The sequence below is a fragment of the Pseudomonas sp. B21-053 genome, from assembly GCF_026016365.1.
GTDB lineage: Bacteria > Pseudomonadota > Gammaproteobacteria > Pseudomonadales > Pseudomonadaceae > Aquipseudomonas > Aquipseudomonas nunensis.
In genome coordinates this window covers 4,666,932-4,690,308 of sequence record NZ_CP087205.1, presented here as the reverse complement: position 1 = coordinate 4,690,308, position 23,377 = coordinate 4,666,932, and the positions used below count along the sequence as shown (strand labels likewise).

The following is a 23,377-nucleotide window of genomic DNA, read 5'->3' as shown; positions in this document are numbered from 1 at the left end:
ATAAGGAGTGGGCAGATGGGGTCGCAGGTCTTGCGCAGCATTGGGTTGGCGCTGGTGTTACTCGGGGTGGCCAAGGTACAGGCCGCCAGCTCGGTGCTGATCTGGCCGATCGATCCGGTGCTGGAAGCCGATCAACAGGCCAGTGCCTTGTGGCTGGAAAACCGGGGCAGCGAGACGGCCAATTTACAGGTGCGGGTGTTCGCCTGGAGCCAGAGTGGCTTCGGCGACCAGTACCAGAACCAGCGCGACGTGATCGGCAGCCCGCCGGTGGCGAAGATCGAGCCGGGCCAGAAACAACTGGTGCGCCTGACCCGCACCCGGGAAATTCCGCCGGGACAGGAACTGGCCTACCGCATCATCATCGATGAAATCCCCTCGGCGACACCGCCCGCGGCTGAAGACGGCAAGACTGCGGCGGCGATTCGTTTCCAGATGCGTTATTCAGTGCCGCTGTTTGCCTACGGCGCCGGGTTGTGGAGCAAGGAAGACGCGACCCGCAAGCGTGATCCCAAAGGCGTGGGTGTGCCGGACCTGAGTTGGCGCAGAGTGGCAGTGGACGGTCGCTCGTACGTGGAAGTGCGCAACCAGGGCGCGGTGCATGCGCGGTTGACCGATGTTGCATTGAAGCAGGGCGGGCAGAGCAAACCGTTGGTGGAAGGGTTGCTCGGTTATGTATTGCCCGGTGCGGTCATGCGCTGGCCTGCACCGGGGGCGATTGCCGGGGAATCGGCGTTGCAGGTCCGAGTCAACGGCGCGGCGCAACTGCAAAGCGTTTCCCCAGCACGCTGACCCGTAGCAGCTGTCGAGCAACGCGAGGCAGCGTTCGGCGGCGAAGCCGTCGTAAACCCTGCGAACACGGTCTACCTGACACACCGCACAGACTGATTTCACGACGGCTTCGCCGCCGAACGCTGCCTCGCGCTGCTCGACAGCTGCTACCAGGCACTGCAAATGGATTTAGGAGGGCACGGTCCATTGACGGACAAAAAGCGCGAATGAGCCAGGGTTGGGCTCGCAGTTTCCAGTGTCCGTTGTGGGCTGCGACCTGCGCATGCTGGCTGATGATCGTCCCGCGCACCGAGGCCGGCGATCTACCGCCGCCGCCCAGCGGCATGGAGGCCGTGGCCGATGCACAGTTGTTTCTGGAGTTGGTGGTCAATCAGATGAATACCGGACGAGTCGTCGCGGTGGAGCAACGGGGCGGACGGTTCTTTCTGCCGGCCACGGCGCTGCGCGACAGCGGCATGAAACTGCCGGATAACATCAGCGCCGAAGTCGACCTCGACAGCTTGCCCGGCCTGCACAGCGAGTACGACAGCGCCGGTCAACGCCTGCTGCTCAACGTACCGCCGGACTGGCTGCCGGAACAGTTCGTCGGCAACCGCGAGGTCTATCCACGCACCCCGGCGCTCAGCAGTTTCGGGGCCTTGCTCAACTATGACCTGTACCTCAACGACACCGACGATGCCGGCACTTACCTGGCGGCGTGGAACGAAGTGCGGCTGTTCGACAGTTGGGGCACGCTGTCCAACACCGGGCAATACCGCCGCACCTTGTCGGGGGATGCGGTCAGCACGTTGAACAACGGTTACCTGCGTTACGACACCACGTGGCGTTTTTCCGATGACGAGCGACTGCTGACTTATGAGGCCGGCGACCTGGTCAGTGGCGCGTTGCCGTGGAGCAGTTCGGTGCGACTCGGCGGGGTTCAGCTATCGAGGGACTTCGGCGTGCGCCCGGATTTGGTGACCTATCCGCTGCCGCAATTCGCCGGGGAAGCGGCGGTGCCGTCCTCCGTGGACCTGTTTATCAACGGCTACAAATCCAGCAGCGCCGATCTGCAACCCGGGCCCTACACCCTGACCAATATTCCGTTCATCAACGGCGCCGGCGAAGCGGTCGTCGTCACCACGGATGCCCTGGGTCGGCAGGTTTCGACCACGGTGCCGTTCTACGTCACCAGCAGTTTGCTGCAAAAGGGCTTGAGCGATTTCTCGGTGGCGGCCGGTACGCTACGTCGCGACTACGGTCTCAAGGATTTCAGCTACGGACCGGGCGTCACCTCCGGCAGTCTGCGTTACGGCGTGAGCGACAACTTCACCCTGGAAAGCCACGCCGAAGCCTCGGATACCCTGACCCTCGGCGGCTTTGGCGGCAACCTGCGGCTGGGCAATTTCGGTGTGCTCAACACCGCCCTCAGCCAAAGCCAGTTCGACAGTGAAAGCGGCCAGCAACTGAGCCTCGGCTATCAGTACAGCAGCCAGCGCTACAGCTTCTCGTATCAGCGGTTGCAACGGCGTGACCAATACGCCGACCTGACGGTGATCGACAGCCCCTACACGACCCTGAGCAAGCGCAGCGAACAGGCGACCCTGAGCCTCAACCTCGACACCTGGGGCAGCCTCGGCTTTGGCTATTTCGATGTGCGCGCGGCGGACGACTCGCGCACCCGTTTGCTCAACCTGACCTGGAGCAAACCGCTGTGGCGCAACACCAGTTTCTACCTGTCGGGCAACCGCGAAATCGGTGACAGCAACTGGGCGGTGCAAGCGCAATTGGTGATTCCGTTCGACCTGCGGGGCAGCCTGGCCATCAGCAGCGAGCGCAGCAAAACCGGGCAGAGCCAGCAACGGGTCAATTACAGTCGCGCCGTGCCTACCGAAGGCGGGCTCGGTTTCAACCTTGGTTACGCGCAGGGCGATGGCCCGGCTTATCGTCAGGCTGACCTGACCTGGCGCCTGCAATCGGTGCAATTGCAGGCCGGCGTCTACGGCACCAGCGAGGCCGAAACCCGTTGGGCCGATGCCAGCGGTTCGCTGGTGTGGATGGACCGTCAGGTGTTCGCCGCCAACCGTATCGACGATGCGTTCGTAGTGGTCAGCACCGATGGTTATGCGGACATTCCGGTGCGCTACGAAAACCAGCAGGTCGGCCACACCGACCGCAACGGCCATTTGCTGGTGCCGTGGAGCAGCGCCTATTACCGCGGCAAATATGAAATCGACCCACTGAACCTGCCAGCCAACGTGCGCAGCCCCAATGTCGAACAGCGCATCGCGGTGCGTCGTGGCAGCGGTTATCTGCTGGAGTTTCCGTTGAGCCGGGTGATTGCCGCGAGCATCGTGTTGGTGGATGCACGGCAGCAGGAATTGCCCCTGGGCAGTGGCGTCGTGCATGAGCAGAGCGGCACGCAAACCGTGGTTGGTTGGGACGGGTTGGTGTATCTGGAAAACCTTCAGGCGCAAAACAATTTGCGGGTGACCCTGGCCGACGGGGGGACCTGTCAGGTTCAGTTCGCCGTGGACATGCAGCAGCAACAGATCCCGCTGATCGGTCCGTTGGTGTGCCAATGAAGTGGATGCTGATGCTGGCGCTGTGGTTGCCGGGCTCGGCGTGGGCGTTGTGCTCGGTGGTCAGCACCACGCCGGTGGCGTTCGGCTCGTTGAGTTCGATTGCGGTGCGCACGACGTCGCAGACCAGTTCCACCACCAATGCCGGGTTGAGTTGCACAGGTTCCTTGCTGTCGTTGCTGACCACCAACGATCACTTCTACGCCACCGTCACTTCCACGCAGACCGGATTGCTCGGCCCGACCGGCGACGTTATCGGCTACACGCTGTACGCCAACAACTCCACCAGTTACCCGCTGACCCGAGGCGTGGCGTTCGACTTTGCGCGCAACGGCATCATCGATGCGCTGGGGTTGCTCGGCAGCGTGGTGCCGAAAACCGCGCCGATTTATCTGGGGACGACGATTGGCAGCAACGTCGCGGCGGGGATCTACACGGAAACCCTGAGCATCGCCTGGAGCTGGAATTATTGCTCGGGCATCGGCATTGGCAACGTGTGCCTGGGTCGCGATATCAACAGCGGCAACACTACGTTGACGGTCAACCTGACGGTGGCGAATGACTGCACGATTACCGCGCCGAACATCAGCTTCGGCAGCGCTCCGGTGATCAGCGCTTTTACGCCGGTTACGGGGCAGACGATCAACCTGGCGTGCACCAAGGGCAGCGCCTACACGGTGGGGTTGAGCGATGGTCAGCAGGCGGTGAGTGTGGGTGGGCGGCGGCGGATGATTTCCGCGGGGAATTATCTGGCGTATGACATTTTCAAAAGCGCGGGTACCACGCGGTGGGGCAGTGTGGGCAGTGCGCGGCGGGCGAGTTCTGATGCGGAGGTGAATCCGGGGAATGGGTTGGGGACTGGCAGTCAGGTCTTCAACTACAACGCCAAAATTTACACCGACCAGACCACACCGCCCGCCGGGACGTATCTGGACAGTGTGGTGCTCGACGTTGGCTTCTGATTACCGCGAACCCTGTGGGAGCGAGCCTGCTCGCGAAAGCGACGGTTCATTCAAAAGGGATGGCGGCTGACAGATTGCTATCGCGAGCAAGCTCGCTCCCACAGTGGATTGGGTGGATTGCAATATTTGTGAACGACGCTGGCCCCCTGTGGGAGCGAGCTTGCTCGCGATAGCGGTGTGTCAGCCACATCAACGCAGACTGACACGACGCCTTCGCGAGCAGGCTCGCTCCCACAGGGTTTTGCGGTGTTTCGCCTAATGAAACTAGCGCTCGATACTCCGGTTCCACCGTGCATTCCACGCCGGGCGCTGTTCGTTTACCTGGTCCCAATCAATCGCAATCGCCGTGTCCAGGTACTTCTTCATCGCCTCAACCTGGCCACGGGTTTTATCGGTGGTCGGCGTGTTGGGGTTCGACGGAATCTGGTCGCCATCTTCAAGCGCAGCGGCTTGCGCGTCCGGGGTCAGCAGGAACGCGGCGAGTTTCTGCGCCAGTTCCGGTTGGGTGTTGTTGGCGATCGCACATTCGGCGACGTTGAGCACCACGGCGCCTTCCTTCGGCTGCGCATATTCCACCGGCATGCCCTTGAGTTTCAGCGCGGTGACCTGAGTTGGCGTCAAAGGGAACAGCGCGGCTTCGTCGGTTTGCAGCATTTCCGAGATTTTCGCCGAGCTCGGGATGTACTCCAGCACGTTACGCCCCACGGTGTTCGGCCAGGCTTTGAAACCCGGTTCAACGTCGGTTTCGCTGCCGCCCTGGATCCGGTTGAACATCAGGAAACCGTGTAAGCCGAAGGTCGAGGAGGCCATCGACTGGAACACCACTTTTTCCTTGAAGCGCGGGTCGGCGAGGTCCATCCACGACGTCGGCGCGGCCCAGCCTTTTTCCTTGAACAGACGCGTGTTGTACGCCAGCCCGGTGACGCCGAGACTGACCGCCACGGCTTCATCCTTGATCCGGCCCTTGGCCGGGATTTGCGCCAGGGGCGGGCTGTCGGCGAGTTTGTCGCACAGGCCCATGGAGATGGCGCGGTACATGATGCCGTCGTCGAGGAACATCACGTGCAATTGCGGATTGCCCTTGCTGGCCTGGACCTTGGCCAGGATGTCGGCGGAGGTCCCCGGCACGATCACGACTTTGACGTTATTGGCTTTCTCGAACACCGGCAGCACCTTGTCGGCGTAGAGCCGCTCCATGGTCCCGCCGTTCATGCCCAGGTAAAGCGTCGGTTCGGCCTGGGCCTGGGTGACCGTGAGCAGGGCGCCCATGCAGGACAATCCGAGCAGTGCAGTACGTTTGAGGTTATTCATTGGCGCGACCTTCCTCTATCAAGCAACGGAGATGGAGTGAAACCGGGTGATGGAAAACGCATCCAGCGACGTTTTTGACGCGCCGCTGCAGATGATCTCGGTGAGCGCCAGGCCCACCGCCGGGCCGATCTGGAAACCGGCGCCGGCAAAGCCAAACCCGTGCAACAGACCGGGTTGGGTGCCGCTGTGCCCGATCACCGGTTGGCGGTCGGGCAGATAACCTTCGGTGCCGCTCCAGGTGCGAATCGCCTGGGCGCCTTCAAGAAATGGATAGAGCTCGACCGCTTGGCGGAGGATTTCCAGCACCGCGTTTTGACCGGGCCGCGCGCGAGCGTCGTCGAGGGCGAAACCCTGGCCGCCGCCCAGCACGCAGTTGCCGCGAGCGACCTGGCGGGCATAGATGCCACCGCCCTCGACCCCGGTGCTGGCGTTCATCACCAGCGGCAACGGTTCGGTGACCAGCATCGCCGGGTGCCCGGCGTGCATCGGTACTGCTTCGCCAAATTGTTCAGCCAATTTTCCGGCCCAGGCCCCGGCGCAATTCAGCAGCCACGGTGCGCGGAGTGTGAGGCCGTTCGCGGTGCTGACGTGAAAGCGCTGGCCATCGTGTTCGACTTGGGTCACGGCACATTGCTCATGAATTTGCGCGCCGTGTCGCCGCGCAGTCTGGGCGAAGGCCGGGGACACCAGTCGCGGATTGGCGTGGCCATCATCGGGGCAGAACGACGCGCCGGCCGCCACATCACCGACCCATGGGAACCGTGCGCGCAACTCGTCGCGTTCAAGGATCTGCAAGTCGAGGCCGAAACCCTGGCTGCTGGCGGCGTAATCCTGCAAAGCGCGCAGGTCGTTGAGGCTGCGGGCCAGTTTCAGGTGACCGCTACGCTGGTACTCGCCGTCGATACCGATCAACTGCGGCAGTTGGGCCCACAGTTCATGGGCCTGTTGCGACAACGGCAGTTGCGACAACGGCCGGCCCTGACGCCGCACGCCGCCGTAGTTCACGCCGCTGGAGTGGGAGCCGCAAAAGTCCCGTTCCAGCAACGCCACGCGGCGGCCGGCCTTGCTGAGAAACAGTGCGGCCGAGGCGCCGACAATCCCGCCGCCAATGATGATGGCATCGACTTCGATCATGGCTCGACCTCCAGGCCAAACGGCAAGGGTTTGATCGGCGACTGGGCGCGCAATCGACCGATCTCCGATATGGAACGCTGGCTTTCGCAGGCGATGATTTCTGCGGCAGCGGCGCCACACATCCGGCCTTGGCAGCGACCCATGCCGACCCGGCAGTGGGCCTTGACCCGGTTGATCTCCCAATGACCTTCGCGCACGACCTGGCGGATCTCGCCGGCCTGCACTTCTTCGCAGCGGCAGACGATCAGGTTGTCGGCGCTGTTGGCGGCCCAGTCATCAGGGAAGACGAAAGCTTGCTCCAGGGCTTTGCGGAACGTGCCGATCCGTGCGAGTGAGTGTTCAAGGACGGCGGGGCGTTCTGGCGGGATCAGGTAGCCACTGTCTTCGAGCAGGGCCAGTGCGGCGCGCTCGCCGGCCATTTCGGCGGCGTCGGCGCCCATGATTCCGGCGCCGTCGCCGGCCAGGTAGACCTCGGCGACACTGCTGCGACCAGCGCTGTCACGTTGCGGCAGCCAGGCACGGTTGAGCGGGTTCCAGGTAAATTCACAGCCGAGCAGGTCAGCGAGTTGGGTTTCGCTGCGCAAACCGTGGGCGAAGGCGACGGCGTCGCAGTCGATTTGCTGTTGGCCTTTGGTGTTGCGCCAGTTCAGCGATTGCACGCGCTGTTCGCCGTTGACTTGAACCAGGCTGGCGCCCTGATGCACCGGGATGCCGTGGGCGGTCAGCCAGCTGCGGTAATAGAGGCCTTTGGCGAGGGTTGCCGGCTGCGAGAGCAGGCCGGGTAAGGCGCGGGCCTGGGCGCTGAAGGGTGAGCTGTCGAGCACCGCAACAACCTTCGCGCCAGCCTTGGCGTATTGATAGGCGACGAGGTACAGCAGCGGTCCGCTGCCGGCGAACACCACCCGTTCACCGATCGCGCAGCCCTGGAACTTCAACGCAATTTGCGCGGCGCCGAGGCTGTAGACCCCCGGCAACGTCCAGCCCGGCACTGGCAGAACCCGGTCGGTGGCGCCGGTGGCGACGATCACCCGGGAGAACTCCAGCCGCGTGGCGCGGCCGTCATGCAAGGTGTCGAGGGCGCCGGTTTCGGCGTTCCACACCAGGGTGTCAGGACGGTAGTCGATCTGCTCGAGCAGCTCGTCGATGGCTTGATGAATCGCCCCGGCCTTGCGCGCTTCAAAGCCATACAACTTGACCGCCGAACGCTTGAAATTCGCCGGCTGCCGCCGATAAATCTGCCCACCACCGCGCGCGGCTTCGTCCAGCAGAATCGGACGCACGCCATGCGCCACCAGCGTCTGCGCAGCACGAATCCCCGCAGGCCCAGCCCCCACAACAATCACCGGACTCATACAAAACCCCCTGTGGGAGCGGGCTTGCTCGCGAAGGGGGAGGCACATTCGATAGAGGTGGCGACTGACACGACGCCTTCGCGAGCAAGCCCGCTCCCACAGTGGATCTCGGTTGGCTGCAAAATTTGTGAACGACGCAAAACCCCTGTGGGAGCGAGCTTGCTCGCGAAGGGGGCGGTACATTCAAAAGGGATGGTGGCTGACAGATTGCTTTCGCGAGCAGGCTCGCTCCCACAGTTGATTGGGGTTGGCTGCAATGTTTGTGAACGACGCAAACCCCCTGTGGGAGCGAGCTTGCTCGCGAAGGGGGCAGCACATTCAACAGGGATGGTGGCTGACAGATTGCATTCGCGAGCAAGCCCGCTCCCACAGTGGATCTCGGTTGGCTGCAATGTTTGTGAACGACGCAAACCCCCTGTGGGAGCGAGCTTGCTCGCGAAGGGGGCAGCACATTCAAAAGGTGTGGTGACTGACATGACGCATTCGCGAGCAAGCCCGCTCCCACAGGGGAACCCGGGTTGGCAGGTGGATTGTGTGTTCATATCGAGCGCCCCGGTTCGCGGTTGATCTGTTGCCCCGGTTCGAGCAGGGTCGAGCAGGCGCGTACCCGGCGGCCGTCGCCCAGGCGTACCCAGCAATCCTGGCACGCGCCCATCAGGCAGAAACCGGCACGTGGCTGCGCGCTGAAGTCGCTGCCGCGCAGGTGGTCGCTGCAGGTCAGCACGGCGGTCAGCACGGTGTCGCCGAGCAGGGCTGTGGCCGGTTGGCCGTCGAGGACGAAGTCCAGGGCCGGGCGGTCGCCTTCGGCCAGTCGTTTCAGCAGAGCCATGGCGCCCTCATTGTTTGCCTACCAGAACCCGATCCAGGCCATAGACCCGATCAAGCAGAATCATCGTCAACGCCGTCAGGCCGATCACCAGTGCCGACACCGCCGCCATCATCGGATCGATGGATTCGGTGGCGTACACGTACATCCGCACTGGCAGCGTCTGCGTGGCCGGCGAGGTGACAAAGATCGACAACGTGACCTCATCAAAACTGTTGATAAACGCCAGCAACCAACCCCCGGCCACCCCCGGCAAAATCATCGGCAAGGTGATTTGCTTGAACAGCGTGAAGCGTCCAGCGCCCAAGGACTGCGCGGCGTGTTCGGCACTGCGATCCAGGCCAATCGCCGAGGCCAGCACCAGCCGCAACACATACGGCGTGATCACCAGCACGTGAGCGAAGATCAGCCAGCCGAAGCTGCCATTCACGCCCATCAGCGCAAACAGCCGCAGCAACGCCACCCCCAACACCAAGTGCGGAATGATGATCGGCGACAGGAACAACCCATTGAAAAAACCGCGTCCAGGAAACTCATAACGGGTGATGGCCAACGCTGCCGGCACCGCAATCAACGTCGCCAAAGTCGCGGCGCAGAACGCCAGAATCAGGCTGTTGTAGAACGCATCGACAAAATCGGCGCGTTCAAAAACCGCGCGAAACCAGCGCAGGGAAAAGTTCGTAGTCGGTAGGCTCAGGGTGTTTTCCGGGGTGAAGGCCACGAGGCACACGACCACCAGCGGCGCGAGCATGAACAGCACCACCAGGGCATGAAACAGCAGGGCGAAAGGACCGTTCTTGGACATGACGAGTTATCCCAATGACTTCTTGTAGCGGCCTTCGATCATCCGGTTCCACGACAGCATGATCAGCAGGTTGAGCAGCAGCAGGGCCACGGCAATCGCCGCGCCCATCGGCCAGTTCAGCTCCGACAGGTATTGGTCGTAGATCAGCGTCGCGACCATTTTCAGGCGACGTCCGCCGAGCAATCCGGGAATCGCGAAGGAGCTGGCGGCGAGTCCGAACACAATCAAAGTGCCGGACAACACGCCGGGCATGATTTGCGGCAGCACCACTTTGCGCATTACCGTGAGATGACTGGCGCCCAGCGATAACGCGGCTTGTTCGGCGGCCGGGTCGAGTTTCTGCAACGAGGTCCAGACCGGAATGATCATGAACGGCAGCATCACGTGGACCAGCGCAATCACCACGGCGAACGGCGTGTAGAGCAGTTTCATCGGCGAGCCACCGAAGGCTTGCAGGGTCTGGTTGACCAGGCCATCGGCACCGAGCAACAGGCTCCAGCCGAAGGCGCGCACCACCACCGAAATCAACAACGGGGTGAGGATCAGGATCAGGAAAATCGAACGCCACGGCGCGCCCATGCGACTGAGGATGTAGGCCTCGGGCACACCGATTACCACGCACAACAGGGTGGTCAAACCGCTGATCCAGAAGGTGCGCAGAAAGATTTCGTAGAAGTACGGATCGCCGAGCAGGCTGCTGTAGTGATCGAGGGTGTAGGCGTCACCGTTGATCCCCGAGCTGTAGTCGAACACGTTGAACGACAGCACCAGCGTCAGCAGTAACGGAATGACCAGCAGGCACACGTACAGCGCCAACGCCGGTGCCGACAGTAAATAGCCTTGGCGCCCCTGACGAATCGAAGCGAGCAGACTCATGCCGACACCTCATCGACACTCAGCACTCGCAACAGCGCCGCGTCCCAGTCCAGGCCCACCACCGTGCCTTCGGCCAGTGGTGCCGAGCCGTCGTTGCGGCGCACCACGCTGAGTTCGCCGAGGGTCGTCGAGACGCCATACAGCCATTGGCTGCCGAGGAAAAATCGGCTGACGATATTGCCTGGCAAGCGACCCTGGCCGGCATCCCGCAGATCGATTTTTTCCGGGCGCAGGCTCAGGGTCAGGTCACCGCCGCTGTGCACCTGAACCACGCCGGCACTGTCACGCTCGCCGGGCAGCAGATTGGCCTTGCCGACGAACCCGGAAATGAACTCGGTGCGCGGATGTTCGTAAAGGGTGTACGGCGCGTCGATCTGGGTGATGCGCCCGGCCTGCATCACCACCACGCGATCGCTGATGGACAGCGCTTCGGACTGGTCGTGAGTGACCATCAGCGTGGTGATCCCGACTTCACGCTGGATGCGGCGAATCTCGAATTGCATCTCTTCGCGCAGGTTGGCGTCGAGGTTGGACAGCGGCTCGTCGAGCAGCAGCACCGGCGGCTCGATCACCAGCGCCCGGGCCAATGCCACACGTTGGCGCTGACCACCGGACAACTCCCGTGGATAGCGTTCGGCGTGCTGGTCGAGGCGCACCAGTTTCAATACCCGCGCCACTCGTTGCTGCAATTCGGCGTTGGGCACTTTGCGCATCCGCAGGCCGAAGGCGACGTTGTCCTGCACGCTCATGTGCGGGAACAGCGCATAACTCTGGAACACCACGCCCAGGCCACGGCTGGCGGGTTTGGCGTGGGTGATGTCGCGACCATCGAGCACGATGCGTCCGCTGCTGACTTCGACGAAGCCGGCGATCATTTGCAACGTAGTGGTTTTGCCGCAACCGGAAGGGCCGAGCAGGGAGACGAACTCGCCTTTCTCCACCGAGAGGTTGGTGGCGACGACGGCGTCGATTACGCCGTAGCGTTTACCGAGGTTTTCAAGTTGCACGAATGCCATAGCTGCGCTCCACCTGAGATTGTTATGCGCGGCCTGAAGGCGCGCTTTTTTGTATGGGCAGATACGAAAGGATGATGCGGGGTGCGTTGGCGCTCGACGTGGGTCGGCTGCCGCTGTTGTTCGAATCGCCCCTGTATGGACGCAGAGTAGGACGAAGAATAGGATGGGCTCAATGGCCTATTTCACTGAAGCGATGACTATTTTCAGTTTCATTCAGTGAGTAAATTTTTTATCGAGAAAACCCATGCCTGATTCCACTGAGCGGAATGAAAACAAAAATGAAGTCGGTGTCGGCGCCGTCTCCCGGCTATTTGCGGTACTGCGCAGCCTCGGTGACACGGTCGAGGGCGGCGAGCGCGTGACGCAACTGGCGCAGCGCATCGGTTTATCGCAACCGACGACCCATCGATTGCTGCGCAGCCTGATGGACGAAGGCATGGTCGAACAGGATGCGCGCAGCAAACGCTATCGCCTGAGCCTGGATTTCTTCGCCCTCGCGGCACGTGCCGGCAACACCGGCAACCTTCGCGAACTGGCGCGCCCGGCGTTGTTGCGGTTGTCGGCTTCGTTGGGGGATTCGTTGTTTCTGCTGGCGCGCAGTGGCTTTGATGCGATCTGTCTGGATCGCAGTGAAGGACCGTTTCCGATCCGCACCTTTACCGGCGACATTGGCGGGCGCATTGCGTTGGGCGTGGGGCAGGGCAGTCTGGCGATCCTGGCGTTTCTGCCGGAAGAAGAGCGGGACACGGTGATTCACTACAACCTGCCGCGGCTCAAGGATTTCCATTTGTATGACGAGGTGTTCCTGCGCTCGGAAGTCGAGAGCGTGCGGGCGCTCGGGTATGCCGGGCGCAATACCGGCGTGTTGCAAGGCATGGCCGGGGTGGCGGTGCCGATTCTGGACCGTGACGGGCGAGCGGTGGCGGCGTTGAGCGTGGCTACCGTGAGTGATCGGCTGGGGCCGGATCGGTTGCCGACGGTGGTGGAAATGCTCAAGCGCGAGGCGGCGTTGATCGGGCCGCGGATTAATCCGTTTGATCCTTTACTGCGGCGGCCTTCGCAAGTCTTCGGCCAGAACTGAGTACATAGATCCCCTGTGGGAGCGAGCCTGCTCGCGAAAGCGGTCTGTCATTCAACATTGATGACGACTGATCTACCGCTTTCGCGAGCAGGCTCGCTCCCACAGGGGGATTTTTGTTGTGGTCAGAACTGCACGGTCTGCTTGAGCATCCGCGCCGCCGGCGTATCGCTCGGGCTGACCATCGCGTAGTTGTACCCGGCACCCGACCAATACTCAGCCTGCAACTCCCCATCGCTGCGACTGCCCCGTGGCAGCAGGTAGTTCTTCGGCCCCGGCGGCCGCACATAGAAACTGATCTTGTGCCCGCCCTGGTCCTCGTAAACCACCATCGCCGCCGGCCCTTGCTCGGTGCTGAGCAAGCGCCCGCTGACCGGTTTGAACCCGGCACTCGACAGATCCGGCAAACGATGGGCCTGGGTGAAGTAACGGTCGAGCCAGCCCTGAATGTTGCCGTCGTCGTTGACCTTGTAGTCCGCCGGCAACATGCCTTGCTGGGCAAACAGCCGATAGGCCTGCATCGCATCGGCCATCGGCGCCTGGGTGCTGACCAGGGTCATCTCCCGCGCCTGCCAGCCACTGATTCCGCCAAGACCGACCGCAATCAGCAACACCGCCGCGCTCGCCAAGTGCCGCCGGGACTGACGCTTGAGGCGTTGGCGAATCAGCGCCAGATCAAGCTCCGGGTTGGCCGGTTGCTGCAACGCACCGCCAAGGGCCGCGCGCAGTTGCTGGGCGTCGTGCTGCCAGGCGCGTACCTGCTCGGAAATGTCGGTGTTAGTCGCAAGAAAAGTCTCCACCAGACGTCGGTCGGCATCGCTGAGCTGGTGATCGACGTAGGCGTGCAGGTCACGCTCGCTTGGGGGCATGCTGATCATTTGAGTCTCCGCAGGGAAGGGCGGCTGATTTCGCCGTCGCTGAGTTCGCGCAAGGCCTGGCGGGCGCGGGACAGGCGGGACATCACGGTGCCAGTCGGGACGCCGAGAATCTCGGCGACCTCTTTATAGGTCAGGCCTTCCACCGACACCCACAGCAGCAGGGCGCGCTGTTCGGTGTTGAGTTGGTCGAAGGCTTGCAGGGTGGTTTGGGCAATCACGCTGCGCTCGGCCGAGGGGTGCGCATCGTCACGGCCGGTAAAGAATTCGAGCATCCGCGCATAGCGCCGGGAACGCCGGTGAGCGTCGAGGAACTGTCGATACAGAATCGAAAACAACCACGCGCGCAGGTCGCCGTCGGGACGTTTGTCACTCCAACTCGACAGCGCTCGCTCCAGGCTGGCCTGGACCAGGTCATCGGCGCTGCTGGGGTTGCGCGTCAAAGACACCGCGAACCTGCGCAATCTGGGAATGATTTCTCTCAGTTGTTCGTCGATATCGTTCATGAAGTTCTGGCTAGTCACTACGCTGTGGACTAGGAAGACGCCCGGGATTCGAGGTTATTCCACGCTCGTAAAAATAAATACCGGGCGATGGAATAAAGCTGCGCGGGGTGCGTCTGCTTGGTTCTTCTCACTTGTGGCCGATGGCCCTGGAGTCTTTCATGGTAGATCGCTCATCACCGCCCACCCGGCCACCCTTGAGTGCCGCGAGCCTGACGTTGCGTCTGGCCGGCATCGCCGTGATCGTTGCGGCAGTGGCCGGGGCTTTTGCCTACGTCAACGGCACCTTTGACCCACAACGCTTGACCCCGAAAAAACTGATCAATGTGCTGGAAACCAACAACGGCGTACACCCCGGGTTCCGGCGCAACCACTCTAAAGGCGTGTGCGTGATCGGGCATTTCGAGAGCAGCGGTGAGGCACGCAGTTATTCCACCGCCCAAGTGTTCAATGAGCCAAAGACTCCGGTAGTCGGACGTTTCGCACTGCCGGCCGGTAATCCTTACGCGCCGGACAGTGCCGTACCGATCCGCAGCCTGGCGTTGCGTTTCACCCAGTCCAACGGCCAACAGTGGCGCACCGGGATGAACAGCATGCCGGTGTTCCCGGTGGGCACGCCCGAGGCGTTCTATCAGTTGCAACAAGCGCAGTCGCCGGACCCGGCCACGGGTAAACCGAACCCGGCGCTGGTCCCCGCGTTTTTTGGTTCGCATCCTGAGGCCGGGCCGTTCCTGGCCTGGATCAAAACCGCCAAGCCGTCGGCCAGTTACGTGACGGAAACCTACAACAGCGTCAACGCGTTTTACCTGGTGAATGCATCCGGGCAGAAGCAGGCGGTGCGTTGGAGCATGGTGCCGGTGGTGAAGGACGCGGCGGGTGCCACGGCGCCTGAAGGCGCGGATTTCCTCGAAAAAGATTTGGTGCAGCGGATTTCCACAGGCCCGTTGCGTTGGCAGTTGAACATCACCCTGGCCAATCCGGGTGATCCGGTGAACGACGCCAGCAAGGCCTGGCCCGAGGACCGCAAAGTCTTGAATGCCGGGACCTTGGTGCTCGAAGCGACCCAGCCACAACTGAACGGCGAGTGCCGTGACATCAACTACGATCCGCTGGTGTTGCCGGCCGGGATCGAAGGCTCCGACGACCCGCTGCTCGCCGCGCGTTCCGCCGGTTACGCCAGTTCGTACTTGCGTCGCACCAGCGAAGTCAATCAGTTGCCCGCCGCCAAACAGGAGGCTCAACAATGAGCGCCCAACCCAAGCATTTCGTCCCGCTGGCGCGCCTGCTGCACTGGCTGATGGCACTGATGGTCATCGCGATGCTGTTTATCGGTGCGGGCATGGTGGCCTCGGTGTCCGAGCGGCATGAGTGGCTGATTCATCTGCACAAACCGTTGGGTATTGCGATTTTGCTGTTGGTGATCGTGCGCCTGGCCGTGCGGTTTTCCACGCAGCAACCACCGCTGCCGGCGGACCTGCCGGGTTGGCAGGTGCTGGCGGCCAAGGTGTCGCATGTTTTGCTGTACGCACTGATGCTGATTTTGCCGCTGCTCGGTTGGGCGATGATTTCGGCGGCGGGCGATCCGGTGATGCTCAGCAGTTCGTTGCAGTTGCCGTCGATTGTGCCGGCCAATGCGCAGGTGTTTGCGGTACTGCGCAAGGCGCATGGGTATTTGGCGTATCTGTTGTTCCTGACGGTGCTGCTGCACCTGGCGGCGGCGTTGTTTCATGGCTGGGTGCGTCGCGATGATGTGCTGGACAGCATGTTGCGAGGCAAGGATCGCGGTTGACCTGAACCCCCGCTGAACCAGTGTGGGAGCGGGCTTGCTCGCGAAGGCGGTCTGTCAGTCGACATTTCTATCGACTGACATGGCCTCTTCGCGAGCAAGCCCGCTCCCACAGGATTGGAGTGTTTTGGCAGGTAGGGTTCGCCACCAATAGATCAGCGCTACGGCGTTGATACCGGCACCTAGTAAGCAAACGCCAACCCAACCACTCCACGCATACATCGCCGTCGAACCAATCGACCCCAGCGCACTGCCAATCGAATAAAACAGCATGTACCCGGCAGTCAGTCGGCTTTGCGCTTCCGGCCGCACGCTGTAGATCATGCTCTGGCTGGTGACGTGCACGGCTTGCAAACCCAAATCCAGAGTGATCACCCCAAGCAACAACGCCCACAGCGAAGATTGAGTGAGGGCGATCGGTAACCACGAAGCAAGCATCAGCAACAGCGACAGGCCGCTGGTCCATTGGCCGAGACCACGATCGGCCAGATGCCCGGCGCGGGCGGCGGCCAGTGCACCAGCCGCGCCGGCCAGTCCGAATAATCCGATTTGTGTGTGGGACAACGACAGCGGCGGGGCGCTCAGGGGCAACACCATCGGCGTCCACAACACCATGGCGCTGGCGAAGGTCAGCAGGGCCAGGATCGCTCGTTGGCGCAGCACCGGTTCTTCCTTGAACAGGCTGAATACCGAGCCGATCAGCGCGGCGTAAGTGTGGGTCGGTTGCGGGGCTTCCTGTTTGGGCAACACGCGAAACAACAGCAACGCCATCAACAGGGTCAGCCCCGCAGACAACAGATAAATCGAACGCCAACCCGCGAGATCCGCCATGCCACCGGCCACGGTACGCGCCAGCAAAATTCCGACGACGATGCCGCTGGTGACCACGCCCACCACGCGTCCGCGCTGGGCTGGAATCGCCAGGGTCGCCGCGTACGCCACCAACACCTGCGTCACCACCGCCAACAACCCGGTCAACGCCATGCCGATCAGCAGCCAGGTGCTGTTTTGCGCGAAGGCGATCATCAGCAAAGCCACTGCCGACAGCAGCGTTTGCGTGACGATCAGGCGCCGCCGGTTGAGCAGATCCCCCAGCGGCACCAGCAACAACAACCCGACGCCGTAGCCGACCTGAGTCAGGGTGACGACGATGCCGATGGTCGCCGGGTTCATGGCGAAGGCGTCGGCCATGGCATCGAGCAACGGTTGGGCGTAATACACGTTACCGACGGCCAGTCCGCAGGCAACAGCGAACAGCAGCACCACGCCGCTGTTCAAAGAATGATTGGGCTTCATGCCAGGCTCCTGATGTGGTTTCAAAATAAAACCAGTTGTACGGTAAGCAGACTGGTTTTATATTGCAACCACATTTGCAGTCTGCGAGCGCGATCATGGTCAAACGAACAAGCATGCAAGGCGCCGAATGCCCGGTCGCTCGGTCACTGGATGCCATTGGCGATTGGTGGTCGTTGCTGATCGTGCGCGATGCGTTCGATGGCATCCGCCGGTTCGGTGAGTTTCAGCGCAATTTGGGCATGGCCAAGAACATCCTCTCGGCGCGCCTACGCACGTTGGTGGCCCACGGGATTTTTGATCTGGTGCCGGCGTCGGATGGCAGCGCGTATCAGGAGTACGTGCTGACGGAAAAGGGTAAGGGCCTGTTCCCGTTGATCATCGGCTTGCGGCAGTGGGGCGAGGCGTTTTTCTTTGAGGCGGGGGAGGCGCATTCACGGGTGGTGGATCGTGAACAGGGGCGGCCGGTGCGCACGTTGGAATTGCGCGCCGAGGATGGGCGATTGTTGGGGCCGGAGGATTGTGTGCGGGTGGTTCCGGAATGAAAGATCAAAAGATCGCAGCCTTCGGCAGCTCCTACAAAAGCGCGATCTTTTGATCTTAGAGGGTAATCAACGCAACGTATCAATCATCTCGGCAACAGTCGTCAGCACATCTTTCCCCAACTGCTTGGAGCGTTTGCCCGACCAACCCGTCAGCGCATTCGGCGCATCGTTGTTGTCTTTGAACGGCATCTCCAGGGTCAGCGACAGGCAGTCGAACTTCTGACCGACGCTGTTGCAGGCCAGGGTCATGTTGGCTTTACCCGGCAAGTCACGGGTGTAGCCGTGCTTGGTCTGGAAGTCTTTGGTCAGGTGCTTGAGGTGATCGCGGAAGTGGGTTTCGAGCTTCTCGATCCGCGGCGTATAACCGGGGTTGCCTTCACAACCGGCGGTGAACACGTAAGGGATTTCTTCGTCGCCGTGGACGTCGAGGAACAGATCGACGCCGTACTTTTCCATCTGCTGCTGAGCGAACAGAACTTCCGGGCTGATCTCCTGGTTGGCGCTCTGCCAGGCGCGGTTCAGGTCCTGGCCCATGGCGTTGGTACGCAGATGGCCGTGGAAGGCGCCGTCCGGGTTCATGTTGGGGATCAGGTACAGGTCGGCGCTGGCCAGGAGTTTTTTCAGTACGGGATCGTCATGTTTTTCCAGGCGTTCGATCACGCCTTCCATGAACCACTCGGCCATGTGCTCGCCCGGATGCTGTTGCGCGATGATCCAGATCTTGCGCTGACCTTCGGCGCCGCTACCTTTGCGCAGCAACTGAATATCCCGGCCTTCGGCGCTTTTGCCGGTGGCCAGCAGTTCAGTGCCGGCCTTGCTCAGCGCCTGTTCGATCAGCCAGTCATGGCGACCGCGGCTGTAGGGTTCGAAGTAGGCAAACCAGGCGTGGGTGGCCGTGGCTTCGAGGCTGAAGCGCAGGCAGTCGCCTTCGAAAATGGTCGGTACGCGGAACCAGTTGACGTGGTCGTAGGACGCCACCGCCTGATAGCCATCCCAGGCTTTGTTGTACGAGGATTTACTGGCGTTGTTCAGGCGAAACCAATGCTCTTGACCGACATGCAGACCGCTGGCCTTGAAGTGGAACCACTGGAAATGCTGGCTGCGCGTGTCTGGCTTGATTGCCAAAAGCGCTTGCAGAGGGTTGCTGATGTCCAGTACTTCAATGTTGCCGCTGTCGAAGTTGGCAGTGATGTCGAAAGAGGATTTAGCCACGGTCATAGTCGATTCCTGATTATGATTTTATGGCTGCTACTTTACACGCAAGGTGGGGATGAATCGGGGGAAAATTGCAGATGTAGCGGGGGGCGTCCTCCTTGACGCCGAAGCAGCTTAGAGACTGTGTGATTGATTCTCAAGTGCTATTTTGGATTAGTTTGGCCCAATGCTGCCGGGCTTCTCTTGCCAACGGATATTCTTTTGATATCATGCCGGCCATCGAATTAGCAGCACCTACAGTCTTCATTAGCCTGAAGCCAAAGCCAGAATAACTGGCAAAAAAAAGACCCGGCAAAAAGCCGGGTCAAAAACCGTGATTAGCCTGATGAGGAGATAGTCCAGGAGACCGACCTAAGGTCCTCTGGTCCATCGACTGATCTCGCGACCAGCTGCATGCAATAATAATCATTCTCGTTTGCAAGTCAAATGATTTTATCTGCTCGATTGGAAAATTCTTTCCTTTCCTCCTGCAATACTCATCCGCCTCAGTCGTGCTGATCGCCATCCAGGGATCGGTCGACCATCGCCTGCGCCATATCGATCATGTGCACCACCGAAAACGCCAGCGCCCGGTTTGCGCCTTGCAGGTTGTCGGCCGATTCCTGTGCGGTGGCGGCGGCGCAGCGCAACAGATCGGACGCATGAACCAACGCTTCTTCACTGCTGATGTTACGGTTGACGTCGAAAAAGCGTGCCTGGACTTCCACCTCTGAAACAGCTGGTTTCAAGTAATAATCCAGCGCCCGTTGCGCGGCAGCGGTGCCTTTTGGCGAAGTGAAGGTGGTGTCGAACTGGGTGTCGGCCGTGTCGTGGCTGGGGATGGTCATGATGATTGCAAACTCCGTGATAGATTCAGATCCGTGATTCCATCCTAGTACGTACAGTATTTGTGACCAGAGTTTTAATACTACAATTTGTGTTTTGTTGGCCGGAGGCGCCCACGTATCGTGCCGCACATGGATAAATGGATTGAATTGGTCAAGGCCAAAATGAGTGAACTCAAAATCACTCAAATAGAACTCGGAGAGCGCCTCGGGATGTCCCAGGGCGGCGTCGGCCACTGGCTGAACAAACGCCGCGATCCTGGCGTCGTCAACATGAACCGTGTGTTGAAGGCGTTGGGCATGGACTTCCTCGAAGTGGCGCTGGTGATCCGCGAACGGCTCGCCCTTGAAGAGGAAGAGATACCCCTGGCGCTCAAGTACAACCCGTACTTCCGCTACCCGGTCAGTGACTGGAAGGAGCCGGCGCAACTGCGCGATGGCGAGCTGACGGTGTATCGCAAGGAGGAACGCTTCGAGCTGACCGACTACCACTCTCAGGGCCCGGCCTTCTGGCTGAGTGTGGTGGGCGACGCGATGACCGCGCCAACCGGCATCAGCATCCCCGAGGGCATGATGATCCTGGTGGACCCGGCGATTGTGCCGGAGCCGGGGAAACTGGTGATCGCCCAGTGGCCGGACAGTTCCGAGGCGACGTTTCGCAGGCTGATCGAAGAGGGCGGGCAGCGTTACCTGGTCCCGCTCAATCCGACGTATCCGAAAGCCCTTTTCACCGAGGAATGCCGAATTATCGGTGTGGTGGTTCAGGCAACAGCCAAATTCTAATCAGATCGGTCCTCGCAATGCGTAGGACCGATCTTCATTTCATGCTTCTTCCAACTCGACCAACGCACTGCCTTCACTGACCATCTCGCCTTCCTGGCAATACAACGCCTTGATCACTCCGGCATGGGGTGCACGAATACTGTGCTCCATTTTCATCGCCTCCAGCACCACCAGTTGCGCGCCGGCTTCGACCGTTTGCCCGGCCTCCACCAACACGCGAACAATGCTGCCATTCATCGGCGCGGTCAGGCCGCCCTGATGGCTGTGGCTGGATTCGACCGCAGCGATCGGATCGTAGGTTTCGACCCGGTGCAGCTCACCTTCCCATTGCAAGTAAAGACAGTCACCACGGCGAATGGCCCGATGCTTACGGCGCACGCCGTCGTGCTCGGTCAGCAATTGCTCACCCTTGAGTTGTGCGGTACTCAAATCGCCCAGAGTCAACGCACGATCCTGGCCCTCGCAACTCAGATGCAGGGTGATTTCTTTCGGCAGACCCGCGCGGAAACCACTGTTGATCGCCCACGGCGAACTCGTGTCATCGGCACGCAACGCTGACGGCTGACTCTGTGCAAACCCTTGAGCCGCCGCTTGCCAGAACCCATCGCTGAGGTCGGCAGGCGCTGGCAGCAGTTGCTCCTGATAGCGGGGAATAAATCCGGTATCCAGTTCCGCCGCCGCGAAGGCGGGATGGCCGACGATCCGGCGCAGGAAGTTGATGTTGGTCTTGAGCCCACCGATGGCGAACTCATCCAGCATGCTCAACAATCGCAGGCGCGCCTGTTCACGGTCCTCGCCCCAGGCAATCAGCTTGCCGAGCATCGGGTCATAGAACGGCGAGATCTCATCGCCTTCTTCGACGCCACTGTCCACACGACGACCCGGACCCGGGGCGGATTCGCGATACAACGCCAGGCGCCCGGTGGCCGGCAAGAAATCATTGCCCGGATCTTCGGCGTACAAACGCACTTCAATCGCGTGCCCAATCAGCGGCACTTCAGCCTGGGTCATCGGCAAAGCTTCACCGCGCGCCACGCGAATCTGCCAGGCCACCAGATCGAGGCCGGTGATGGCTTCAGTGACGGGGTGCTCGACTTGCAGGCGGGTGTTCATCTCCATAAAGAAGAACTCACCGCGCGAATCCAGCAGAAACTCCACCGTACCCGCGCCGACGTAACCGATGGCCTGGGCCGAACGCACGGCCGCTTCGCCCATGGCCCGGCGCAGTTCCGCGCTCAGGCCCGGGGCCGGCGCTTCTTCGACGACTTTCTGGTGCCGGCGCTGAATCGAGCAATCCCGTTCATTCAGATACAGGCAGTTGCCGTGTTGATCGGCAAACACCTGGATTTCCACGTGACGTGGCTTGAGCAGGTACTTCTCCACCAACATCCGCGAATCGCCGAACGACGATTTTGCTTCACGCTGGGCCGAGGCCAGGGCTTCGGCCAACTGGCTGACGTCCTCGACCACTTTCATGCCTTTACCGCCGCCACCGGCCGTGGCCTTGAGCAGCACCGGATAACCGATGCGTTCGCAGGCATCGCGGAAGGTGTCGAAGTCCTGAGCCTCGCCGTGATAGCCCGGCACCAACGGCACGCCGGCGGTTTCCATCAAGGCTTTGGCGGCAGATTTGCTGCCCATCGCATCAATGGCGGAGGCGGGCGGGCCGAGGAAAATCAGGCCGGCTTCTTCAATCGCACGGGCGAACCCGGCGTTCTCGGACAAAAAGCCATAACCCGGATGAATCGCCTGGGCGCCGCTGGCCTTGGCTGCGGCGATCAGTTTGTCGATTTGCAGGTAGCTGTCGGCAGCTTTACTGCCGCCAAGGTCCACGCGGATATCCGCTTCGCGGCTGTGCCGGGCTTCACGGTCGGTGGCGCTGTGCACGGCGACGGTGGTCAGGCCCAGGGCTTTGGCGGTGCGCATCACGCGGCAAGCAATTTCGCCACGGTTGGCCACCAGCAGGGTGGTGAGAACAGGTGCGCTCATCAACGCGGCTCCTTGGTGGTTTCGGCTTGCCAGTTCGGCGGACGTTTTTGCAGAAAGGCGCGCAGGCCTTCCTGGCCTTCAGGGCTGACACGAATGCGCGCGATGGCGTTTTCGGTGTAGCGGCGCAGGGCCGGGGTCAGTCCGCCGTGGCCGACTTCACGCAGCAAGTCCTTGCTGACGCGCATTGCTGCGGGACTGTTGAGCAGCAGATTGTCGATCCACTGCTCGACTTTCTGCTCCAGCTCCGCGACTGGATAACTCTCCGACAGTAAACCGATTTCCCGCGCGCGCTGCCCGCCGAAACGTTCAGCGGTCAGGGCATAACGTCGCGCTGCGCGTTCGCCGATGGCTTGCACCACGAACGGGCTGATCACCGCAGGCGCCAGGCCGATACGCACTTCCGACAGACAGAACTGCGCATCATCGGCGCCAATCGCCATGTCGCAGCAGCTGATCAGGCCCAGTGCGCCGCCAAACGCCGCGCCTTGCACCACGGCCAGGGTCGGGATTTTCAGCTTGGCGAGGTTGTACATCAACTCCGCCAGTTCCCGGGCGTCGTCGAGGTTGGTGTGGTAGTCGAGTTCGGCCGATTGCTGCATCCAGGCCAAGTCGGCGCCGGCACTGAAATGCTTGCCGCGTCCGCGCACCAGCAGGAACCGCAGGCTGGCGTCGCCCGAGACTTTGTCCAGGGCGAGGATCAGTTCACGGATCATCTCGGCGTTGAACGCGTTGTTCTTTTCTTCACGGCTGAGCCACAGGGTCGCGAAACCCCGTGGGTCGGTCAGCAGTTCGAGGGTGTTGAAGTCGCTCATATTGGTTCGTCTCCACAACTCTTGCTTGTAGGAGCGAGGCTT

The 23,377-nt window shown here is 61.5% G+C and carries 22 protein-coding genes; 8 read left to right on the top strand and 14 right to left on the bottom strand.

Translation table 11 applies throughout. The annotated features are described in order from the left end of the window. The first annotated feature begins 15 nt into the window (after positions 1 to 15). From LOY68_RS21010 to LOY68_RS21000, 3 genes are all read left to right on the top strand, one after another. Positions 16 to 789, top strand: a complete 774-nt coding sequence (locus LOY68_RS21010) for a molecular chaperone (RefSeq protein WP_265039548.1) — start codon at positions 16 to 18, stop codon at positions 787 to 789. Positions 790 to 995: 206 nt separating this feature from the next. After that, positions 996 to 3,353: a fimbria/pilus outer membrane usher protein gene (locus tag LOY68_RS21005; RefSeq protein ID WP_265039547.1), complete on the top strand. Its 2,358-nt coding sequence runs from the start codon at positions 996 to 998 to the stop codon at positions 3,351 to 3,353. Continuing rightward, entirely contained in the window at positions 3,350 to 4,312 is a 963-nt protein-coding gene (locus tag LOY68_RS21000; protein ID WP_265039546.1) for a spore coat protein U domain-containing protein, read from the top strand. Before LOY68_RS21005 ends, LOY68_RS21000 begins: the two co-directional genes overlap by 4 nt. Before the next feature lie 264 nt (positions 4,313 to 4,576). On the opposite strand, the gene LOY68_RS20995 is transcribed toward LOY68_RS21000, so the two are convergent. From LOY68_RS20995 to LOY68_RS20965, 7 genes are all read right to left on the bottom strand, one after another. Then, positions 4,577 to 5,623: an ABC transporter substrate-binding protein gene (locus LOY68_RS20995; RefSeq protein WP_265039544.1), complete on the bottom strand. Its 1,047-nt coding sequence runs from the start codon at positions 5,621 to 5,623 to the stop codon at positions 4,577 to 4,579. Between the two features lie 18 nt (positions 5,624 to 5,641). Beyond that, positions 5,642 to 6,757 carry an NAD(P)/FAD-dependent oxidoreductase gene (locus LOY68_RS20990; RefSeq protein WP_265039542.1) on the bottom strand — a complete coding sequence of 372 codons (1,116 nt, stop codon included), beginning with the start codon at positions 6,755 to 6,757 and terminating at the stop codon, positions 5,642 to 5,644. Further along, positions 6,754 to 8,109 carry an NAD(P)/FAD-dependent oxidoreductase gene (locus LOY68_RS20985; protein ID WP_265039541.1) on the bottom strand — a complete coding sequence of 452 codons (1,356 nt, stop codon included), beginning with the start codon at positions 8,107 to 8,109 and terminating at the stop codon, positions 6,754 to 6,756. Before LOY68_RS20985 ends, LOY68_RS20990 begins: the two co-directional genes overlap by 4 nt. 538 nt (positions 8,110 to 8,647) lie before the next feature. Next, on the bottom strand, positions 8,648 to 8,938 hold the full coding sequence (locus LOY68_RS20980) for a (2Fe-2S)-binding protein (protein WP_054053789.1): 291 nt from the start codon (positions 8,936 to 8,938) through the stop codon (positions 8,648 to 8,650). 7 nt (positions 8,939 to 8,945) lie between these two features. After that, positions 8,946 to 9,740, bottom strand: coding sequence for an ABC transporter permease (locus LOY68_RS20975; RefSeq protein ID WP_054053788.1), 795 nt, complete (start codon positions 9,738 to 9,740; stop codon positions 8,946 to 8,948). Positions 9,741 to 9,746: 6 nt separating this feature from the next. Then, complete coding sequence (locus LOY68_RS20970; RefSeq protein ID WP_265039538.1) at positions 9,747 to 10,616, bottom strand: ABC transporter permease; 870 nt, start codon at positions 10,614 to 10,616, stop codon at positions 9,747 to 9,749. Beyond that, the gene (locus LOY68_RS20965; RefSeq protein ID WP_265039537.1) at positions 10,613 to 11,632 is read right to left on the bottom strand and encodes an ABC transporter ATP-binding protein; all 1,020 of its coding nucleotides are present in this window, start codon (positions 11,630 to 11,632) and stop codon (positions 10,613 to 10,615) included. Before LOY68_RS20965 ends, LOY68_RS20970 begins: the two co-directional genes overlap by 4 nt. 244 nt (positions 11,633 to 11,876) lie before the next feature. Here LOY68_RS20965 and LOY68_RS20960 point away from each other — a divergent pair, with 244 nt between their 5' ends. Further along, the gene (locus LOY68_RS20960) at positions 11,877 to 12,713 is read left to right on the top strand and encodes an IclR family transcriptional regulator (RefSeq protein ID WP_265039535.1); all 837 of its coding nucleotides are present in this window, start codon (positions 11,877 to 11,879) and stop codon (positions 12,711 to 12,713) included. A gap of 122 nt (positions 12,714 to 12,835) precedes the next feature. Here LOY68_RS20960 and LOY68_RS20955 read toward each other — a convergent pair whose 3' ends face one another. Together LOY68_RS20955 and LOY68_RS20950 are read right to left on the bottom strand one after the other, a co-directional pair. Then, a complete protein-coding gene (locus LOY68_RS20955; protein ID WP_265039533.1) occupies positions 12,836 to 13,588 on the bottom strand; it encodes an anti-sigma factor family protein in 753 nt (250 codons plus the stop codon). Then, the gene (locus LOY68_RS20950; protein WP_054614089.1) at positions 13,585 to 14,091 is read right to left on the bottom strand and encodes a sigma-70 family RNA polymerase sigma factor; all 507 of its coding nucleotides are present in this window, start codon (positions 14,089 to 14,091) and stop codon (positions 13,585 to 13,587) included. Before LOY68_RS20950 ends, LOY68_RS20955 begins: the two co-directional genes overlap by 4 nt. 158 nt (positions 14,092 to 14,249) lie before the next feature. Between LOY68_RS20950 and LOY68_RS20945 the strand changes: the two genes are divergently transcribed. Both LOY68_RS20945 and LOY68_RS20940 read left to right on the top strand, forming a co-directional pair. Beyond that, complete coding sequence (locus LOY68_RS20945; RefSeq protein WP_163913698.1) at positions 14,250 to 15,335, top strand: catalase family peroxidase; 1,086 nt, start codon at positions 14,250 to 14,252, stop codon at positions 15,333 to 15,335. Continuing rightward, on the top strand, positions 15,332 to 15,877 hold the full coding sequence (locus LOY68_RS20940; RefSeq protein ID WP_265039531.1) for a cytochrome b: 546 nt from the start codon (positions 15,332 to 15,334) through the stop codon (positions 15,875 to 15,877). Before LOY68_RS20945 ends, LOY68_RS20940 begins: the two co-directional genes overlap by 4 nt. A gap of 54 nt (positions 15,878 to 15,931) precedes the next feature. Here the strand turns inward: LOY68_RS20940 and LOY68_RS20935 are convergent, their stop codons facing one another. After that, a complete protein-coding gene (locus LOY68_RS20935) occupies positions 15,932 to 17,170 on the bottom strand; it encodes an MFS transporter (RefSeq protein WP_265039529.1) in 1,239 nt (412 codons plus the stop codon). A 95-nt stretch (positions 17,171 to 17,265) separates the two neighbouring features. Here LOY68_RS20935 and LOY68_RS20930 point away from each other — a divergent pair, with 95 nt between their 5' ends. Beyond that, positions 17,266 to 17,712 carry a winged helix-turn-helix transcriptional regulator gene (locus LOY68_RS20930; RefSeq protein WP_163913704.1) on the top strand — a complete coding sequence of 149 codons (447 nt, stop codon included), beginning with the start codon at positions 17,266 to 17,268 and terminating at the stop codon, positions 17,710 to 17,712. Positions 17,713 to 17,778: 66 nt separating this feature from the next. On the opposite strand, the gene LOY68_RS20925 is transcribed toward LOY68_RS20930, so the two are convergent. Together LOY68_RS20925 and LOY68_RS20920 are read right to left on the bottom strand one after the other, a co-directional pair. Next, positions 17,779 to 18,930: a M14-type cytosolic carboxypeptidase gene (locus LOY68_RS20925; protein ID WP_163913706.1), complete on the bottom strand. Its 1,152-nt coding sequence runs from the start codon at positions 18,928 to 18,930 to the stop codon at positions 17,779 to 17,781. Between the two features lie 482 nt (positions 18,931 to 19,412). Continuing rightward, positions 19,413 to 19,754 (bottom strand): DUF6124 family protein, encoded by a 342-nt coding sequence (locus tag LOY68_RS20920; protein WP_054053765.1) that lies wholly within the window; start codon positions 19,752 to 19,754, stop codon positions 19,413 to 19,415. A 129-nt stretch (positions 19,755 to 19,883) separates the two neighbouring features. Between LOY68_RS20920 and LOY68_RS20915 the strand changes: the two genes are divergently transcribed. Continuing rightward, a complete protein-coding gene (locus LOY68_RS20915; RefSeq protein ID WP_054614094.1) occupies positions 19,884 to 20,534 on the top strand; it encodes a LexA family protein in 651 nt (216 codons plus the stop codon). A 39-nt stretch (positions 20,535 to 20,573) separates the two neighbouring features. On the opposite strand, the gene LOY68_RS20910 is transcribed toward LOY68_RS20915, so the two are convergent. Beyond that, on the bottom strand, positions 20,574 to 22,523 hold the full coding sequence (locus LOY68_RS20910) for an acetyl/propionyl/methylcrotonyl-CoA carboxylase subunit alpha (protein WP_265039526.1): 1,950 nt from the start codon (positions 22,521 to 22,523) through the stop codon (positions 20,574 to 20,576). Next, positions 22,523 to 23,335: a gamma-carboxygeranoyl-CoA hydratase gene (locus LOY68_RS20905; RefSeq protein WP_054053760.1), complete on the bottom strand. Its 813-nt coding sequence runs from the start codon at positions 23,333 to 23,335 to the stop codon at positions 22,523 to 22,525. Before LOY68_RS20905 ends, LOY68_RS20910 begins: the two co-directional genes overlap by 1 nt. Positions 23,336 to 23,377: the final 42 nt, after the last annotated feature.